The following is an 18,824-nucleotide window of genomic DNA, read 5'->3' on the forward strand; positions in this document are numbered from 1 at the left end:
ATGAAAGCCGTGTTTCTATCGGATAAAGGGAAAGTTCGTCAACATAATGAAGATAGTGCAGGAGTTTTTCATAATTTAGATGGAGATATTTTAGCTGTTGTAGCTGATGGAATGGGAGGTCATCGAGCAGGCGATGTTGCTAGCTCGATGGCCATTCAACTATTCCATGATTATTGGAAACAAACGTATAATATGGATACACCAAAAAAGGCCGAAGAATGGCTACATACAAACGTTGAGATGATTAACGAGAGGGTATACGAATACTCGAAGAAACATACAGAGTGTAGTGGTATGGGAACTACTGTTATTGTTGCGATTTGTACAGCGGGATTTGTAACAATTGGACACATAGGAGATAGTCGATGTTACATGTTATCAGATGATGAGATTTCACTTATAACTGAAGACCATTCACTTGTAAATGAACTTGTCAGATATGGTGAGATTTCAAAAGAGGATGCAGAGTATCATCCAAAAAAGAATGTGCTTTTACGAGCGCTTGGAACAGAAGAAAAAGTTGGATTAGATGCTAAAACATTAGTGTTAGAAGAAAATGATCAACTGCTTCTTTGCTCTGACGGATTATCAAATAAAGTTGCTATGGATGATATGCGAAAGATTTTGCAATTAAACGAACAACTCGAGATAAAGGGAGAACATCTTGTTCAACTTGCGAATGATCGTGGTGGAGAAGATAATATTACCCTTGTCATTGTTGATTATGCGGATTCGGCAAACGAAAGTAGGTGAATTACAACGTGCTGATTGGAAAACGCCTAAACGACCGTTATAAGCTACTGAAAATGATCGGTGGCGGAGGGATGGCCAATGTATATTTGGCTCATGATGATATACTAGGCCGAGATGTAGCGGTAAAAATATTAAGACTCGATTATGCAAATAATGATGAGTTTATTAAACGTTTCCATCGAGAAGCGCAATCTGTTACAACGTTGTCGCATCCAAATATTGTGAATATGTATGATGTTGGAGAAGAAGATGGAATTTATTATCTTGTTATGGAATATGTACCTGGACAAACACTAAAGCAATACATAACTCAGCGTGGAATGTTACCGATAGGAGAAGCTCTTGATATTATGGAGCAGTTAACATCTGCAATGGCACATGCGCATCATTTTGAAATTGTCCATCGAGATATAAAGCCACATAACATCTTAATTCGGAAGGATGGAGTCGTGAAGGTGACAGACTTTGGGATTGCGACTGCTACAAGTGCAACGGCGATAACGCATACGAACTCAGTGCTTGGTTCGGTCCATTACTTGTCACCAGAGCAAGCACGCGGAGGGATAGCGAATAAACAATCGGATATTTATTCGCTTGGTATTGTTATGTTTGAATTGCTAACAGGGCGACAACCTTTCTCAGGAGAGTCTGCGGTTGCGATCGCTTTAAAACATTTACAGAATGAAACACCATCTCCAAAACGCTGGAATCCAGATATTCCGCAAAGTGTAGAAAATATTATTTTAAAAGCAACTGCAAAAGATCCATTTCATCGCTATCAGTCTGCTAATGCGATGAAGAGAGATATTGAAACGGCGCTATATCCAGAACGTATTAACGAACAACCATTTTATATACCTGAAGATATGGAAGCGACGAAGGCAATTCCAATTATTCAACAAGAACAATTATTTGGAAATGTAAGCGATGAAACAATTGTATTGAATGGAAGTAAAGTGGATGAACAGATAAAAGATGAAGAAGTGAAACCGAACGAGAAAAAAAAGCGAAGTAACAAATGGCTGAAAGTGTTACTTACAACATTTTTACTTTTAGCAATCGGCACAACGTTAGCGCTGACTGTGATTCCAGGATTCTTTATTCCTAAAGACGTAAAAACTCCTGATGTGTCTGGTATGAAGTATGAGACTGCGGTTAACACTCTTGTTGAGAAAGGATTTGAAGTTGCTGAACCGAACATTGTTTATACAGATGATGTTGAAGCTGGGAAAGTAATTAAAACAAGTCCGGCAGCAGGAAGGGTTGTAAAGGAAAACTCTAAAATTACAATCTATCAATCAGGAGGGAAAAAGAAGAGCAAGATGAGTAACCTAATCGGAAAAGATTTTGAAAGCTCGAAGAAAGACTTGGAAGAAAAATATAAAATTGTTGTTCCGTACTATATTGAAAGTGAGAAACCAAAAGGGCAAATTGTAGAGCAAATTCCGACAGAAGACCAAATGGTTGTAGAAGCTGAGCAAGATGTGAAAGTTTGGGTAAGTAAGGGTCCTTATCAAATTAGACCTGGTGATTTTTCGGGATGGACTGAAAATTATGTGAATAGCTATTTAAATGAAAATAAACTTGTCCCTAATATAAAAAGAGAGTATTCAGATACAGTTGAGAAAGGTTTGGTAATTTCACAATCACCAAAACCAGGAACGCCGTTAAAAGAAGGAGATAAAGTAACGGTTACTATCTCAGATGGGCCAAAGCCTAAAGTAACGAAAACAGTAAAGGTTGATAACATTTCGATTCCATATGAGCCTCCTGCAGAAGGTGAGAAAAAGCCACAAACAATTGAAATTTATAAAGAAGATATGCAGCAGAAAATGGATAAGCCGATTGAAACGCGAAAAATAACAGAATCTGCTACTATTTCTTTGGAATTTGTGATTCAAGAAGGAACAAAAGGCCATTACAAAATTGTTCGAGATGGGACGACAATTATTGATAAAGAAGTGCCATATCCAGCCTAGTAAAGGTGTGTCTCCATTTGGTGGATTCCACCTTCTTTGTATGGAGAGTGGAATTTGTTGCTCTTGCCTGTTATGCTGTTAACGTAGAAGGGTAAGAAATTACGTTTTGAAATAGAAGGACAGCCATAAAAGTGAAGTGGAAATAAAGGAGAATCTGAACTAATAAATAGTCAGTTTTATCCTAGTATTCGCTGGCAGTACCCCGTCTCAATATTTTAAGGAAGGGATAACTGTATGGAGAGGCTGATAACAATTTCACTTTATATAGAATAAAGGAGAATTATATGGCAGAAGGAAAAATTGTAAAAGCTTTAAGTGGTTTTTATTATGTACAGCATGAAGGTGGCATTACACAATGCCGTGGTCGTGGTGTATTCAGAAAAAATAAAATTACACCACTTGTAGGAGATCAAGTAGTTTTTCAAGCGGAGAATCCGAATGAAGGCTATGTTTTAGAGATTTTTGAGCGGAAAAATGAACTTGTTAGGCCGCCAATTGCCAATGTTGATCAAGCAATCCTTGTTTTCTCAGCAGTTGAACCAGATTTTAACCCAGGGTTATTAGATCGATTTTTAGTATTAATTGAATATCATAACATTAAACCAATTATTTGTATTAGTAAAATGGATTTAGTAGATGAAAAAATGCGAGAAACTGTTGAATCTTATGCAAATGATTATCGTGAAATGGGATATGATGTGTTATTTACTTCTATAAATACATCGGAAAGTATTGATATTTTAAAACCATTCTTAGAAGGCTGTGTCTCAGTTGTTGCGGGGCAATCTGGTGTAGGGAAATCTTCCATGTTAAATGTATTACGCCCAGATTTAGCGCTAAAAACAGATGATATTTCATCGCATTTAGGGCGAGGGAAGCATACGACAAGGCATGTAGAATTAATTGCAGTAGGAAGCGGTCTGGTTGCAGATACACCAGGTTTTAGCTCTCTTGATTTTATTGATATCGAAGTAGAAGATCTTACGCATTGTTTTCCAGAGTTGAAAGAAGAGAGTCAATACTGTAAATTTAGAGGGTGTACACACCTTTCAGAACCGAAATGTGCAGTAAAAGCTGCGATTGAAGAAGGGAAAATTACACAATATCGTTATGAACATTACAAACAATTTGTAGAAGAAATTAGAGAGAGAAAGCCGAGGTATTAATTATGATTAAAATTGCACCATCGATTTTATCAGCAGATTTTTCCAAACTAGGGGAAGAAATTAAAGATGTAGAAAAGGGCGGAGCGGATTATATCCATGTTGACGTAATGGATGGGCATTTTGTTCCGAACATTACAATTGGTCCGTTAATTGTAGAAGCGATTCGTCCAATTACATCTTTACCATTAGATGTACACTTAATGATTGAAAACCCGGATAACTATATCCCTACTTTTGCAAAAGCTGGAGCGGATATTATTACTGTTCATGTAGAGGCGTGCCCGCATTTACATCGTACGATTCAATTAATTAAATCACATGGTATCAAAGCTGGAGTTGTATTAAACCCACATACACCAGTTTCAATGATTGAACACGTATTGGAAGATATTGATATGGTATTACTTATGACAGTAAATCCAGGATTTGGTGGGCAGAAGTTTATTCACTCTGTATTACCGAAAATTAAACAAGTTGCAGAAATGGTCAAAGAGCGTAATTTACAAGTAGAAATCGAAGTTGATGGTGGTGTGAATGCTGAGATTGCGAGACTTTGTGTAGAAGCTGGAGCAAATGTTCTTGTAGCAGGATCAGCAGTGTACAATCAAAAAGACCGCGGTGAAGCAATTCGAGTAATTCGTGGATAAGGAATATAGATAAGAAAACTTTTAAGACCTGTTAGAACGGGCTAATGTGAAAAAAGCAATCTACCGACTGGCAGATTGCTTTTTTCTATAGAAGGGAAAGAAAAGATGATTATTCATATTTTAGCTGGAGGACCGGCGGAGTACTGTGCTGATTTCTCTCGGTATGAAAATGAGGAAGTAGTATGGACTGCGGTTGATCGTGGTGTATATCGTTTGTTGCAAAGAGGAATCATACCTACTGTTGCATTTGGTGATTATGACTCAGTTACAGATGAAGAATTAGCGTGGATGCAAAAACAGACAGATGAGTTACATATTGTTCCGCGTGAAAAAGATCAAACGGATTTAGAAATTGCAATTCATTGGGCACTGGAGCAAAAGCCGGATTTGATTCGCATTTTTGGTGCTACAGGCGGAAGGCTTGATCATGGGTTAGCGAACATACAAATGCTTTTAAAAGGGCTGGAAGCATATACTGAAATGTATATCGTTGACAATAAAAATGAAATCTCTGTAAAAAAAGTAGGCACATATATAATTGAAGAAAATAAACAATTTCCATACGTATCCTTTGTGCCTGTTACGGAAATTGTAAAAGGTATTACACTTCGTGGCTTTAAATATCCTCTTACTGATAAAACGATAGAATGGGGATCGACGCTTTGTGTTAGTAATGAACTCATTGCGGAAAAAGGTACTTTTTCATTTACTTCTGGCATATTAATGGTGATAAGAAGCACTGATTGAAGAAACACTTTTGCTACTTGCATCATATAGTAAACAAGTGGAGTAATGGGGATTAGGAGGGAAACCATGAGATTTTATACAATTAAGTTACCTAAATTTCTTGGTGGAATTGTTCGCGCGGTGTTAAATACCTTTAAAAAGGACTAAAAAAGCACCATTAATGGTGCTTTTTTCATGAGGATAATAAAAAAAGAGCCTATTGGCTCTTTTTTTTATTATTAAACACGTTCGATTTTGCCAGATTTTAATGCTCTAGCAGAAACGTAAACACGTTGAACTTTACCGTCGATGCGTACGCGAACTTTTTGAAGGTTAGCGCCCCATTTACGTTTTGTAGCGTTCATTGCGTGAGAACGAGAGTTACCAGAACGAGCTTTTCTTCCAGTAATAGCACAAACACGAGCCATCTATATTTCCCTCCCTTAACTACCTTAACATACGTAATTTTTTCAATGTTAGTCTTTTATGCGATGCTAAAAACACTACTATAATTTAACACAACTAAATAGAGAATGCAACAGTGTATAAAAAAGAAATCAAGAAAAATTACTTGACACTAAATTTCAGTAAAGAAAAGTAGAAATCAAGAAAAATCACTTGACATATTATAGTGGTACATGTTGTATAATAACAATGGACTATTTTGCTCATCGTAGAAAAGTGTAATAATAAGTATAAAAATATGAGAGCGAAAAGAAAGAACGATGGAATTTTCTTTTAAAAGATTATATGATAGTAATTAAAGTAGTCTAGCTCACTTTCACCATTTATGAAGGGGGAAAAGAGATGTCAATTGAAATTAAAACGAAGTACGGTCAAATTGATATTAGTACAGATGTAATTGCAACGATTGCTGGAGGTGCCGCGGTAGATTGCTACGGTATCGTTGGTATGGCTTCAAAAAATCAATTAAAAGATGGATTAACAGAAATTTTACGAAAAGAAAACTTCACTAGAGGCGTTATTGTTCGTAAAGACGAAGATGAAGTACATATTGATATGTATATTATTGTGAGCTATGGTACGAAAATTTCAGAGGTAGCACACAACGTCCAAACGAAAGTGAAATATACATTAGACCAAACGGTAGGACTAGCAGTAGAATCTGTAAACATCTACGTACAAGGAGTTAAAGTAATAAACTTGTAATGTGCATTAAGGAGGAAAATCTGTGTCAATTCAAAAAATTGATGGGAAACGTTTATCACAAATGATTATTCAAGGAGCGAATAACCTAACAAACAATGTTCAGCTTGTTGATGCATTAAACGTTTTTCCAGTTCCAGATGGCGATACCGGTACAAATATGAATTTATCAATGACTTCAGGCGCGCGTGAAGTGAAAGCAAACCCTTCGCAGCATGCTGGTAAAGTCGGCGTAAGTTTAGCAAAAGGATTATTAATGGGAGCTCGTGGTAACTCAGGTGTTATTTTATCTCAGTTGTTCCGTGGTTTCTCTAAATCCATTGAACAAAAAGAAGAATTAACAACAGTTGATTTTGCGGCAGCTTTAGAAGCTGGTGTAGAAACGGCGTATAAAGCGGTTATGAAGCCGATTGAAGGAACGATTTTAACAGTTGCAAGAGAAACGGGGAAATATGCAGTCACAGTTGCGAAAAAACAGCGCGACTTTGTTTTGTTTATGGAAGACGTTGTCAAAGAAGCAAATGCATCGTTAAATCGTACGCCAGATTTATTACCTGTATTAAAACAAGTTGGCGTTGTAGATAGCGGTGGTAAAGGTCTTGTTGTTGTATACGAAGGCTTTTTAGCTGATTTAAAAGGAGAAACAATTTCTTCTGATGTACCAGCACAACCATCTATGAATGAAATGGTGCGTGCGGAGCATCACCGTAGTGTACAAAGCCAATTGAGTACAGAAGATATTAAATACGGATATTGTACGGAATTTATGGTGAAATTAGAGTCTGAAAAAATGAAAGAACATAATTTCTCTGAGCAGAAATTCCGTGAAGATATTAGTGTATATGGAGATTCATTGCTTGTTGTCTCGGATGATGAAGTTGTAAAAGTTCATATTCATGCAGAACATCCTGGTGATGCGATGAACTACGGTCAACGTTATGGTAGTTTGATTAAAATTAAAGTAGAAAATATGCGTGAACAGCATACTGCTTTATTAGATGAGCCAGCACCGATGCCGGAAAAAGTAATTCCAGTAAAAGAAAAGCAACCATACGGTATTGTAACTGTAGCGATGGGATCGGGTATTAAAAACCTATTCGAGAGCATTGGGGCAACACAAGTTATCGAAGGTGGTCAAACGATGAATCCAAGTACAGAGGATATCGTAAAGGCAATCGAAGAAGCAAATGCTGAAAAAATCATTATATTACCGAATAACGGGAATATTGTGATGGCAGCAGAGCAAGCGGCATCTGTTGTTGATCAAGAAGTGATTGTTGTTCGTTCAAAAACTGTTCCTCAAGGAATGGCTGCGATGTTAGCATTTAATCCAGTTGGAACGTTAGAAGAAAACGAAGAGAACATGCAAGAAGCACTAGCACATGTGAAAACAGGTCAAATTACGTATGCAGTTCGTGATACGGAAATTGACGGTGTAGCGATTCAAAAAAATGATTTCATGTGTATTGCAGATGGGAAAATTGTATCTACAAATTCTAAAAAAGTAGATGCAGCGAAGCAATTGCTAGAAAGCATGATTGATGAAGATTCTGAGATTGTAACGATCTTGCAAGGTGAAGATGCAACAGATGAAGAAGTTGCAGAGCTAGTTGCATTTGTAGAAGAGAAGTTTGAAGATGTAGAGGTAGAAGTTCACCAAGGAAATCAACCTGTATATTCTTTCATATTCTCTGTAGAATAAAGGGAATCTCTTTTTTGCATAGAGATGAATGGTTTTACTTGCTAATGAGCAAGAACTAGCGACAATCTATCGTCAGTGGTTCTTTTTCAAAAGGCTAGCATAATGACGATAAAAAAGAGCCTTGCTGCTATAGTAAGGCTCTTTTTTATCGCATATCTTTCTTCGGAATATACATAATTTGATAAAAGATTTCGCAAAGTTTAATCAAGTAGGTATTTAGGTTAATGGAAGGAAAGGGTCATTATATATGGCTGATAATGTATAAGGGTAGTTTCCTTGAGAATGCCTATGATAGAATAGAAAAGGCAGAAGAGAACGATTACAAGTTAGGATAGTAAATATGTAAGTTATATGGAATTGTATATCCATATATGCATGAAGTATATACGCGAGTAAAAATAAGAAAATGATGTGACGGAGCGTGAAAATCTTGAATGAAGTTGTGCAAGTTCCTGTTACGGATGTAAAAGGAATCGGGGAAGAGACATCTGAATTATTACATGAGATGGGGATTTATACAGTTTCCCATCTATTAGAGCATTTTCCGTACCGTTATGAAGACTACGCGATGAAAGATTTGGCAGAAGTGAAACATGAAGAGCGTGTAACAGTGGAAGGAAAGGTGCATAGTGCTCCTTTATTACAATATTACGGGAAAAAGAAATCGCGTCTTACTGTTCGCGTACTTGTTGGCCGTTATTTAATTACGGCTGTATGTTTTAATAGACCGTATTATAAGCAAAAATTAAAGCTTGATGAAACGGTGACGATTACTGGTAAATGGGATCAGCATCGTCAAACGATTTCTATATCCGAGCTTCACTTTGGTCCAGTCGTACGTCAGCAAGAAGTGGAACCTGTGTATTCAGTAAAAGGAAAATTAACAGTAAAACAAATGCGACGTTTTATTGCACAAGCTTTAAAAGAGTATGGTTCCTCTATAGAAGAAATGTTGCCAGATGGTTTGTTAGGGCGTTATAAATTATTACCGCGTTATGAAGCGCTTCGAGCGCTCCATTTTCCAGTTGGTCAAGAAGATTTAAAACAGGCACGTCGCCGATTTGTATATGAAGAATTTTTCTTATTCCAGCTCAAAATGCAAGCGTTGCGTAAAATGGAAAGAGAGAGTTCGAAGGGGACGAAAAAAGATATTTCAATGAAAGAATTAGAAGAGTTCACTGATGCACTTCCGTTCCCGCTTACTGGCGCACAGTGTCGCGTTGTTTCTGAGATTATAAAAGATATGCAGTCTCCGTACCGGATGAATCGGTTATTACAAGGGGATGTTGGATCAGGAAAAACAGTCGTAGCTGCAATTGCTCTTTATGCAGCGAAACTTGCACATTATCAAGGTGCGTTAATGGTCCCTACAGAAATTTTAGCTGAACAACATTATCAATCGCTAGCAGAGACGTTCTCGCATTTTAATATGAATGTGGAATTGTTAACGAGTTCAGTTAAGGGCGCACGTCGTCGTGAAGTTTTAGCGAAACTTGAACAAGGAGAAATAGATATTCTTGTTGGGACACATGCTTTAATTCAGGATGAGGTCATTTTCCATAGACTTGGACTTGTTATTACTGACGAACAGCACCGTTTTGGTGTAGCGCAGCGCCGCGTTTTACGAGAGAAAGGTGAAAGTCCAGATGTGTTGTTTATGACAGCAACACCGATTCCTCGTACATTGGCGATTACTGCTTTTGGAGAGATGGATGTTTCTATTATTGATGAAATGCCTGCTGGGCGTAAAGTGATTGAAACGTATTGGGCAAAACATGATATGTTAGAACGTGTCCTTGGCTTCGTGGAAAAGGAAGTGAATAAGGGGAGACAAGCTTATGTAATTTGTCCGCTTATTGAAGAATCTGAGAAGCTTGATGTGCAAAATGCAATTGATTTGCATAGTATGCTGATGCATCACTATCAAGGAAAGTTTCAGGTTGGATTAATGCACGGACGTTTATCCTCTCAAGAAAAAGAAGATGTAATGGAGAGATTTAGTGAAAATAAAGTGCAAATTCTTGTTTCAACAACTGTAGTTGAGGTTGGTGTCAACGTGCCAAATGCAACGGTTATGGTAATTTATGATGCGGAGCGCTTTGGTTTATCGCAATTGCATCAGCTTCGAGGTCGTGTTGGCCGTGGGAGTGAGCAGTCGTATTGTTTGTTAATCGCAGATCCGAAATCGGAAACTGGGAAAGAACGCATGCGCATTATGACGGAAACAAATGATGGATTTGTATTGTCGGAAAAAGATTTAGAGTTACGTGGTCCTGGAGATTTCTTTGGAAGTAAACAAAGTGGTCTACCAGAGTTTAAGGTAGCTGATATGGTACATGATTATCGAGCGTTGGAAACGGCGAGACAAGATGCGGCCATGCTGGTTGATTCTGAAGCGTTTTGGCACAACGAGCAGTATGCTGCATTACGCGTATATCTTGAAGGAGCAGGTGTGTTTCAAGGAGAAAAGCTCGATTAAAAATGGAATGTGCAAATTTTTTTGTTGCATTCTACTTTTAATGATTATATACTACTGTTAGTACCTAGTCATAAAAACGGATGGTGCGGTATGAAAAAAGAAAAAGTAAGAAAGAAAGACAAGTATTATTACAACAAACAATAGAAACGAATCCGTTCATAACGGACGAAGAGTTAGCAGAGCAGTTTCAAGTAAGTATCCAAACGGTTCGCCTTGATCGAATGGAATTATCGATTCCTGAGTTAAGAGAGCGAATTAAACATGTGGCAACGAAACAGCATGAAGAAGATGTAAAATCTTTACCGTTAGAAGAGGTAGTTGGAGAAATTATTGATATAGAATTAGATAGACATGCAATTTCTATTTTTGAAGTGAAGATGGAGCATGTATTTAAAAGAAATCAAATTGCGCGTGGGCACCATTTGTTTGCTCAAGCGAACTCACTAGCTGTTGCAGTTATTGATGAAGAATTAGCTTTAACTGCAAAGTCTACCATTCGATATATTCGTCCTGTAAAATTAGGAGAACGTGTTGTTGCGAAAGCACGCGTTGAAGATGTGGAGAATGATAAAGGACGGACGGTTGTCAAAGTGCATAGCTTTGTTGGCGAAGAACTTGTTTTTACAGGCACTTTTGAAATGTATCGATCTAGTAATTATAGTGAGGAAGGTAACAATTTATGAAAATCGCAATAGATGCAATGGGTGGCGATCACGCTCCAAAAGCAGCTGTATTAGGAGCAATGAAAGCTATTAAGGAATTTTCAGATTTACATATTACTTTGGTAGGAAAAGAAGAGGAGATTCGTCAGTATTTAACAAGCGAAGAGCGTATTACTGTACTTCATACAGATGAAAAGATTGAAGGGACAGATGAACCAGTAAGAGCTGTTCGACGGAAAAAGCAAGCTTCAATGGTACTTGCAGCGCAGCAAGTAAAAGAAGGTATAGCTAATGCTTGTATATCAGCAGGTAACACAGGGGCTTTAATGGCAGCTGGATTGTTTGTGGTAGGACGTATGGAAGGGATTGAACGTCCAGCGTTATCTCCTACAATGCCAACAATTGATGGGAAAGGTTTTGTTATGTTAGACGTTGGAGCAAATGTTGACGCGAAGCCAATTCATTTATATCAATATGCGGTAATGGGTTCTATTTACGCTGAGAAAGTAAGAGGAATTAACAATCCGCGTGTTGGTCTTTTGAATGTCGGGACAGAAGATGGCAAAGGAAACGAACTTTCAAAACAAGCATTCGCTATGCTAAAAGATGCGCCAATTAATTTTGTTGGAAACGTTGAGTCAAGAGACCTATTACAAGGTGTGGCAGATGTAGTTGTATGCGATGGTTTTACTGGAAACGTAGCATTAAAATCATTGGAAGGAACTGCACTAGCATTATTTTCTATGTTAAAAGAACAATTAATGAGTTCGTTCACAAGTAAATTAGCAGCGGCAGTATTAAAACCGAAGCTGATGGTATTAAAAGATAAAATGGATTATTCGGAGTATGGCGGAGCAGCATTGTTTGGATTAAAAGCTCCTGTCATTAAGGCTCACGGATCTTCTAATGATCAATCGATTTTTAGTGCGATTCGTCAAACGAGAGAAATGGTAGCGAAAGAAGTCATTCCTACAATTTCAAGTGTAATGGAGAAAGAGCCGCTTCAATAAGAGGAGGATTTGAAATGGGAAAACTAGCATTTCTTTTTCCGGGCCAAGGTTCACAGGCGGTTGGAATGGGACAGCAATTAGCAGGGAATAATAAAGAGGTTGCAAAAATATTTCAAAAAGCGGATGAAGTTTTACAGGAGTCTCTTTCATCATTAATTTTTGAAGGACCTCAGGAGAAGCTAACATTAACGACAAATGCGCAACCAGCACTATTGACGACAAGTATTGCAATCTTAACAGCTTTGAAACAATATGATATTACGCCTGATTATGTTGCTGGCCATAGCTTAGGTGAGTATAGCGCGCTTGTTGCAGCGGGAGCATTAACATTTGAAGATGCTGTTTACGCTGTGAGAAAACGTGGTGAATATATGGAAGAAGCTGTGCCGAGCGGAGAAGGTGCCATGGCCGCTATTTTAGGGGCAAATCCAGATGTTCTGAAACAAGTTACAGAAGAAGTAACGAGTGAAGGGCATGCTGTGCAAATTGCTAATATGAATAGTACGAAGCAAATCGTTATCTCTGGAACGAAACGAGGAGTAGAACTCGCTTCTCAAAAAGTGAAAGAAAATGGTGCGAAACGAGCAATTCCGCTTCGTGTGAGCGGTCCGTTTCATTCTTCATTAATGAAACCAGCAGCTGAGAAGTTTCAAAATGTTTTAAATGAAATTACAATTCAAGATGCAAACATTCCAGTTGTTGCAAACGTTACGGCCAATTGCGTTAATCGCAGTGAAGATATTCAAGAAAAGCTAATTGAACAGCTCTATTCACCTGTTTTATGGTACCCATCTATTGAACAGATGGTAGAACAAGGTGTAGATACATTTATTGAAATTGGTCCTGGGAAAGTTCTTGCTGGTCTTATGAAATCAATTGCTCCATCTGCAAAGGTATATGCGATATATGATGAAGAGACATTGAAAGATACCATTTCAAGTTTGAGAGGAGAAAGCGGATGTTAAAAGGGAAAGTTGCATTAGTAACAGGTGCATCACGTGGAATTGGCCGCGCAATTGCAATTGATTTAGCGAAGCAAGGGGCAACAGTTGTAGTAAACTATGCTGGTAATGAGCAAAAAGCAAATGAAGTAGTTGATGAAATAAAAAAACTTGGATCAGAAGCAATCGCAGTGAGAGCAGACGTTGCTAATGTTGAAGAAGTTACAAACCTGGTAAAACACACTGTGGATACATTTGGACGAGTTGATATTCTTGTGAATAATGCAGGGGTAACAAGAGATAATTTATTAATGCGTATGAAAGAAGAAGAATGGGATACAGTTATTGATACAAACTTAAAAGGTGTATTCTTATGTACGAAAGCAGTATCTCGCTACATGATGCGTCAGCGTCATGGCCGTATTATTAATATTGCTTCTGTTGTCGGTGTTACAGGGAATCCTGGTCAAGCAAATTACGTTGCAGCAAAAGCTGGGGTAATCGGATTGACAAAGACTTCCGCAAAAGAATTGGCTAGCCGAAATATAACAGTAAATGCAATTGCTCCAGGATTTATTGCTACTGATATGACAGATGTATTAGGCGAAAACGTAAAAGAGGAAATGTTAAAATTAATCCCTGCTGCTAAGTTTGGAGAAGCGCAAGATATTGCGAATGCTGTAACATTTTTTGCTGCTGATCACAGCAAATATATTACAGGACAAACATTACATGTTGATGGTGGTATGGTAATGTAATAAAAGAAACGATTTCACCTAGTTTTTTTGTGAAATATTTAATATAATATTTGAGGGGAGGTGAATGAATTATGGCAGATGTTTTAGAGCGTGTAACGAAAATTATCGTGGATCGTTTAGGAGTAGAAGAAACAGAAGTAGTACCAGCTGCAAGCTTTAAAGAAGATTTAGGTGCAGACTCCCTAGATGTAGTTGAACTTGTAATGCAATTGGAAGATGAGTTTGAAATGGAAATTTCTGATGAAGATGCAGAAAAAATTGCTACTGTTGGCGATGCTGTGACTTACATAGAGAGTCATCTATAATGTTTGAGTGAAGTCCCGTTTTATAGCGGGGCTTTCTCGGCTTATATCTGGAGGGACCTATGCCGTACCGAAAATATAGAGAAAAAAAATATGAAACAAAATATCGTGAAGCTTTTAAAATGTTTCAACAAAAAATAGGTATTACGTTTACAGACGAAAAATTATTGATTCAAGCATTTACGCATTCATCGTATGTGAATGAGCATCGAAAAAAGCCACATGAAGACAATGAACGTCTAGAATTTCTTGGAGACGCTGTATTAGAACTAACTGTATCACAGTATTTGTTTCAAAAATATCCGACAATGAGCGAAGGAGAGCTAACAAAGTTGCGTGCAGCTGTTGTATGTGAACCATCTCTTGTCCGCTTTGCGAATGAATTGTCATTTGGTAACCTTGTTTTACTAGGAAAAGGTGAAGAAATGACAGGTGGACGTGAACGACCAGCTTTATTAGCGGATGTCTTTGAAGCGTTTATTGGTGCCCTTTATCTTGATCAAGGGTTGGAGACAGTTTGGGAATTCTTAAAAGAAATTGTATATCCAAAAATTAATGAAGGTGCTTTTTCTCATGTGATGGATTATAAGAGTCAACTACAAGAATTAATTCAGCGTGATGGTAGCGGTAATATTGAGTATCAAATTTTGCAAGAAAAGGGACCTGCTCACAATCGAGAGTTTGTGTCACGTGTTACATTAAATGGCGTGGCTCTAGGTCTTGGTAGCGGTAAGTCGAAAAAAGAAGCAGAGCAACAAGCTGCTTCAGAGGCGTTGAAAAAGTTAAAAGAACAATCATAAGGAATCCCCCTTTACATGAGGGGGATTCCTTATGCATAGAATGAAACTTTATTTTTATCTGGATATGAAAAGATAAAAATGAATCCGTACAGTAGTTTGTTTTTATAGACAGAGACTATAAAAACGGAGAATAGGGGGAAGGCCTTTCGTGTTTTTAAAGAGATTAGAAATAGTAGGATTTAAATCCTTTGCGGAGCGTGTATCTGTTGACTTTGTTCCAGGTGTAACCTCTGTAGTTGGTCCTAATGGAAGCGGAAAGAGTAATATTACTGACGCGATTCGCTGGGTACTTGGTGAACAATCTGCAAAATCATTACGCGGTGCAAAAATGGAGGATATTATTTTTGCGGGAAGTGATACGCGAAGAGCAGTTAATGTTGCAGAGGTAACATTAACCTTAAATAATGAAGATCAGCGTTTACCTATTGAGTATAATGAAGTGAGTGTTACGCGTCGCGTTTCTCGCTCAGGAGATAGTGACTTTTTTATTAACAAACAATCTTGTCGATTAAAAGATATTGTTGATTTATTTATGGATTCTGGCATGGGACGAGAAGCTTTCTCAATTATTAGCCAAGGAAAAGTAGAAGAAATTTTAAGCAGTAAATCTGAAGAGCGTCGTGGTGTATTTGAAGAAGCAGCAGGCGTATTAAAATATAAGCTTCGCAAAAAGAAAGCTGAAGGAAAATTAGCAGAAACACAAGAAAACTTAAATCGTGTGCAAGATATTATTCACGAATTAAGCACTCAAGTAGAGCCGCTTGAAAGACAAGCTTCTATTGCGAAAGACTATCTTGAGAAAAAAGAAGAACTAGAAAAAGTAGAAGCAGCTCTCATTGTATATGAAATTGAAGAATTACATGAAAAATGGGAAGCGATTAGAAAGCAGTTTGGACACAATAAAGATGAAGAAGTAAAAATGTCAACGCATTTACAAAAAAATGAAGCAGAGCTCGAAGAATTACGCGGACAATTGCAAGCGATTGATGAATCTGTAGATTCCTTGCAAGAAGTTCTCCTTCTTTCTAGTAAAGAGTTAGAAAAATTAGAAGGGCAGCGTGAATTGTTAAAGGAACGAAAGCAAAATGCAACAACGCACTGCGCACAGCTTGAACAGTTAATTATTGAGTTAACAGAAAAAGCCAAGATTTATGATGGGGAAATCGAAACCAGTACAGAAGAACTAATGAAATTTGCAAATCAGGTAAAAGAATTAGAACAAAAGCTACACGAAAATGAGAAACTTCTTTCTACATATGCAGAAAACCTAGAAGAGCAAATTGAGCATTTAAAAGGAGATTATATTGAACTTTTAAATCAACAAGCAAGTAATCGTAATGAATTATCTATGCTTGAGGAACAATTCAAACAACAAAATTCTAAAAATCAACGCCTTGATGAAGAAAATGAAAAGTATGTACAAATGCGTATGCAAATTACAGCTAAAAAGGAAAAATTTGTAGAGAGTTATGAAGAAGTAAAAGAGAAAGTGACAAGCGTTATTACCAATATACAAAAAACAGAAGCGGCGCTTGGAAAATGCAAGGTGCAATATAGTGAAAATGAAACAAAATTGTATCAAGCATATCAATTTGTTCAACAAGCTCGCTCTCGAAAAGAAATGCTGGAAGAGATGCAAGAAGACTATTCTGGATTTTATCAAGGTGTACGTGAAGTATTAAAAGCCCGTGAAAGTAAACTACATGGCATTGAAGGTGCGGTCGCTGAACTACTTACTGTACCGAAGGAATATGAAGTTGCTATGGAGATTGCACTTGGTGCAGCAATGCAACACGTTGTTGTACAAACAGAAGAGCATGCTCGCGAGGCAATTGCCTTTTTGAAACAAAATCGCCATGGACGTGCGACGTTTTTACCACAGGCAGTTATTAAGGGAAGGTCGTTATCATTTGAACAGTTACGTATGATAAAGCAACATCCAGCGTTTATAGGTGTGGCAGCAGAACTCGTGCAGTACAATAATAAATATGAAAACATAGTTTCAAATTTATTAGGAACGGTCGTCGTTGCAAAAGATTTAAGAGGTGCGAATGAGTTAGCGAAGCAATTACAATATCGCTACCGTATTGTAACGATTGAAGGAGATGTTGTAAATCCTGGCGGTTCTATGACTGGTGGGGCTGTAAAACAAGCGAAATCTTCTCTATTAGGGCGACAACGTGAATTAGAAGAGTGGAGCAAGAAGCTTACTGAAATGGAAGAAAAAACTTCTAAGTTAGAAAATTTTGTTAGAGCGTTAAAACAAGAAATTCAAGAAAAAGAAGTTAAGATAAAAGAATTACGTCACGATGCAGAACAAGAGCGTGTAGATGAACAAAAATTAAAAGAAGAAATTAATCAGCTTGAGCTAGAAGAGCATCGCATTAATGATCGTTTATCTATTTATGATTTGGAAATAGAAGGATTTTTACAAGATCAAGTGAGAATGCAAGGGCGAAAACAAGAGCTGGATAGAATTTTAATAGAGCTTCAAAAAGATATCACAGAGCTTGATGAAAAAATTGTTGCTTTAACGAAGCAAAAAAGTGACCAGCATTCTTCGAAAGAAAAAGTTCAGGCGGAGATGACGGAGCTGAAAGTACAAGCAGCAGAAAAGCAGCAACGTTTGTCTAATCAAAAAGAGAAAGTAGATCGTTTGACGAAAGAACAAGAGGAAACGCAGCGAACGCTTGTAAAAACAAAAGAAGATTTAACATTTTTAAAGCAAGAAATGACATCGAATTCAAGCGGTGAAGAGCAAATTACGAATATGATTGAAAAGAAAGCACATGATCGAAATCAAACATCGGAATTAATTAGTTCCCGTCGTGAGCAACGCCTGAGCCTTCAAGAACGGGTAGAACATATAGAGCGTGAAGTGAAAGATACGAAAGGACGACATAAATATGTTCTCGAGGTTTTAAAAGATCAAGAAGTGAAAATCAATCGCCTTGATGTTGAATTAGAAAATAGATTGCAACATTTACGCGAAACGTATACGATTTCATTTGAAGCAGCAAAACTGAAGTATACAATGATAATACCTGCAGAAGATGCGCGTAAAAAGGTGAAATTAATCAAACTATCAATCGAGGAGCTCGGAACAGTAAACTTAGGGGCAATTGAAGAGTATGAACGCGTAGCGGAACGACATACGTTCTTGTTAGAGCAGCGAGATGACTTAGAAGAAGCGAAAGCGACATTGCATCAAGTTATTATGGAAATGGATGAAGAGATGAAAAAACGCTTCTCTACTACATTCCAGGCAATTCGTACAGAATTCCAGACTGTCTTTTGTGAACTATTTGGCGGAGGAAGAGCAGACTTAGTGATGACAAATCCGCAAGATTTATTAAATACAGGCATTGATATTGTTGCGCAGCCACCGGGTAAGAAACTGCAAAATTTAGGTTTACTTTCAGGCGGGGAGCGTGCTTTAACTGCAATTGCACTGCTATTTGGTATTTTAAAAGTAAGACCTGTTCCGTTCTGTGTACTAGATGAGGTTGAAGCGGCGCTTGATGAAGCGAATGTAGCTCGTTTTGCGCAGTATTTGAAAAAGTTTAGTGATGAAACGCAGTTTATTGTTATTACACATCGAAAAGGTACGATGGAAGAATCAGATGTACTGTACGGGGTAACAATGCAAGAATCAGGTGTTTCTAAGCTTGTTTCCGTTCGTTTAGATGACGGAGAAGAGCTTGTTGCAAGCAAATAGGAAGGATGAGAAGA

At 37.6% G+C, this 18,824-nt stretch carries 17 protein-coding genes; 16 read left to right on the plus strand and 1 reads right to left on the minus strand.

Annotated features, from left to right (window positions below; translation table 11 throughout):
* The 6 genes from MHH45_RS24520 to spoVM all read left to right on the plus strand — a co-directional run bounded on the left by MHH45_RS24520 (position 1) and on the right by spoVM (position 5,439).
* Entirely contained in the window at positions 1–753 is a 753-nt protein-coding gene (locus tag MHH45_RS24520) for a Stp1/IreP family PP2C-type Ser/Thr phosphatase (RefSeq protein ID WP_016115985.1), read from the plus strand.
* Positions 754–761: 8 nt separating this feature from the next.
* Complete coding sequence (gene pknB, locus MHH45_RS24525) at positions 762–2,732, plus strand: Stk1 family PASTA domain-containing Ser/Thr kinase (RefSeq protein WP_016115984.1); 1,971 nt, start codon at positions 762–764, stop codon at positions 2,730–2,732.
* A 284-nt stretch (positions 2,733–3,016) separates the two neighbouring features.
* The gene (rsgA, locus tag MHH45_RS24530) at positions 3,017–3,898 is read left to right on the plus strand and encodes a ribosome small subunit-dependent GTPase A (protein WP_016115983.1); all 882 of its coding nucleotides are present in this window, start codon (positions 3,017–3,019) and stop codon (positions 3,896–3,898) included.
* Positions 3,899–3,900: 2 nt separating this feature from the next.
* Positions 3,901–4,545, plus strand: a complete 645-nt coding sequence (gene rpe, locus MHH45_RS24535) for a ribulose-phosphate 3-epimerase (protein WP_016115982.1) — start codon at positions 3,901–3,903, stop codon at positions 4,543–4,545.
* A gap of 105 nt (positions 4,546–4,650) precedes the next feature.
* Positions 4,651–5,292, plus strand: coding sequence for a thiamine diphosphokinase (locus MHH45_RS24540; protein ID WP_016115981.1), 642 nt, complete (start codon positions 4,651–4,653; stop codon positions 5,290–5,292).
* 66 nt (positions 5,293–5,358) lie between these two features.
* Positions 5,359–5,439 carry a stage V sporulation protein SpoVM gene (gene spoVM / locus MHH45_RS24545; RefSeq protein WP_001213600.1) on the plus strand — a complete coding sequence of 27 codons (81 nt, stop codon included), beginning with the start codon at positions 5,359–5,361 and terminating at the stop codon, positions 5,437–5,439.
* Positions 5,440–5,510: 71 nt separating this feature from the next.
* On the opposite strand, the gene rpmB is transcribed toward spoVM, so the two are convergent.
* Positions 5,511–5,699 carry a 50S ribosomal protein L28 gene (rpmB, locus tag MHH45_RS24550; protein WP_000124776.1) on the minus strand — a complete coding sequence of 63 codons (189 nt, stop codon included), beginning with the start codon at positions 5,697–5,699 and terminating at the stop codon, positions 5,511–5,513.
* Between the two features lie 379 nt (positions 5,700–6,078).
* Between rpmB and MHH45_RS24555 the strand changes: the two genes are divergently transcribed.
* The 10 genes from MHH45_RS24555 (at position 6,079) to smc (ending at position 18,810) form a co-directional block, all read left to right on the plus strand.
* The gene (locus tag MHH45_RS24555) at positions 6,079–6,441 is read left to right on the plus strand and encodes an Asp23/Gls24 family envelope stress response protein (RefSeq protein ID WP_016115980.1); all 363 of its coding nucleotides are present in this window, start codon (positions 6,079–6,081) and stop codon (positions 6,439–6,441) included.
* A 22-nt stretch (positions 6,442–6,463) separates the two neighbouring features.
* The gene (locus MHH45_RS24560) at positions 6,464–8,140 is read left to right on the plus strand and encodes a DAK2 domain-containing protein (protein ID WP_016115979.1); all 1,677 of its coding nucleotides are present in this window, start codon (positions 6,464–6,466) and stop codon (positions 8,138–8,140) included.
* A gap of 430 nt (positions 8,141–8,570) precedes the next feature.
* Complete coding sequence (gene recG / locus MHH45_RS24565) at positions 8,571–10,619, plus strand: ATP-dependent DNA helicase RecG (protein ID WP_016133225.1); 2,049 nt, start codon at positions 8,571–8,573, stop codon at positions 10,617–10,619.
* A gap of 83 nt (positions 10,620–10,702) precedes the next feature.
* The gene (gene fapR, locus MHH45_RS24570; RefSeq protein WP_340863271.1) at positions 10,703–11,302 is read left to right on the plus strand and encodes a transcription factor FapR; all 600 of its coding nucleotides are present in this window, start codon (positions 10,703–10,705) and stop codon (positions 11,300–11,302) included.
* The gene (gene plsX / locus MHH45_RS24575) at positions 11,299–12,291 is read left to right on the plus strand and encodes a phosphate acyltransferase PlsX (RefSeq protein ID WP_016115976.1); all 993 of its coding nucleotides are present in this window, start codon (positions 11,299–11,301) and stop codon (positions 12,289–12,291) included. Before fapR ends, plsX begins: the two co-directional genes overlap by 4 nt.
* Positions 12,292–12,305: 14 nt before the next feature.
* Positions 12,306–13,256 carry an ACP S-malonyltransferase gene (gene fabD / locus MHH45_RS24580; protein WP_016115975.1) on the plus strand — a complete coding sequence of 317 codons (951 nt, stop codon included), beginning with the start codon at positions 12,306–12,308 and terminating at the stop codon, positions 13,254–13,256.
* The gene (gene fabG / locus MHH45_RS24585) at positions 13,250–13,990 is read left to right on the plus strand and encodes a 3-oxoacyl-[acyl-carrier-protein] reductase (RefSeq protein WP_016115974.1); all 741 of its coding nucleotides are present in this window, start codon (positions 13,250–13,252) and stop codon (positions 13,988–13,990) included. The genes fabD and fabG overlap by 7 nt, the downstream gene beginning before the upstream one ends.
* Before the next feature lie 71 nt (positions 13,991–14,061).
* Positions 14,062–14,295: an acyl carrier protein gene (gene acpP / locus MHH45_RS24590; RefSeq protein WP_000786062.1), complete on the plus strand. Its 234-nt coding sequence runs from the start codon at positions 14,062–14,064 to the stop codon at positions 14,293–14,295.
* A 59-nt stretch (positions 14,296–14,354) separates the two neighbouring features.
* Entirely contained in the window at positions 14,355–15,092 is a 738-nt protein-coding gene (gene rncS, locus MHH45_RS24595) for a ribonuclease III (RefSeq protein ID WP_003199450.1), read from the plus strand.
* Between the two features lie 148 nt (positions 15,093–15,240).
* Entirely contained in the window at positions 15,241–18,810 is a 3,570-nt protein-coding gene (gene smc, locus MHH45_RS24600; protein ID WP_016115973.1) for a chromosome segregation protein SMC, read from the plus strand.
* The last annotated feature ends 14 nt before the right edge of the window (positions 18,811–18,824 follow it).

The sequence above is a fragment of the Bacillus sp. FSL K6-0042 genome (assembly GCF_038006685.1).
GTDB lineage: Bacteria > Bacillota > Bacilli > Bacillales > Bacillaceae_G > Bacillus_A > Bacillus_A pseudomycoides.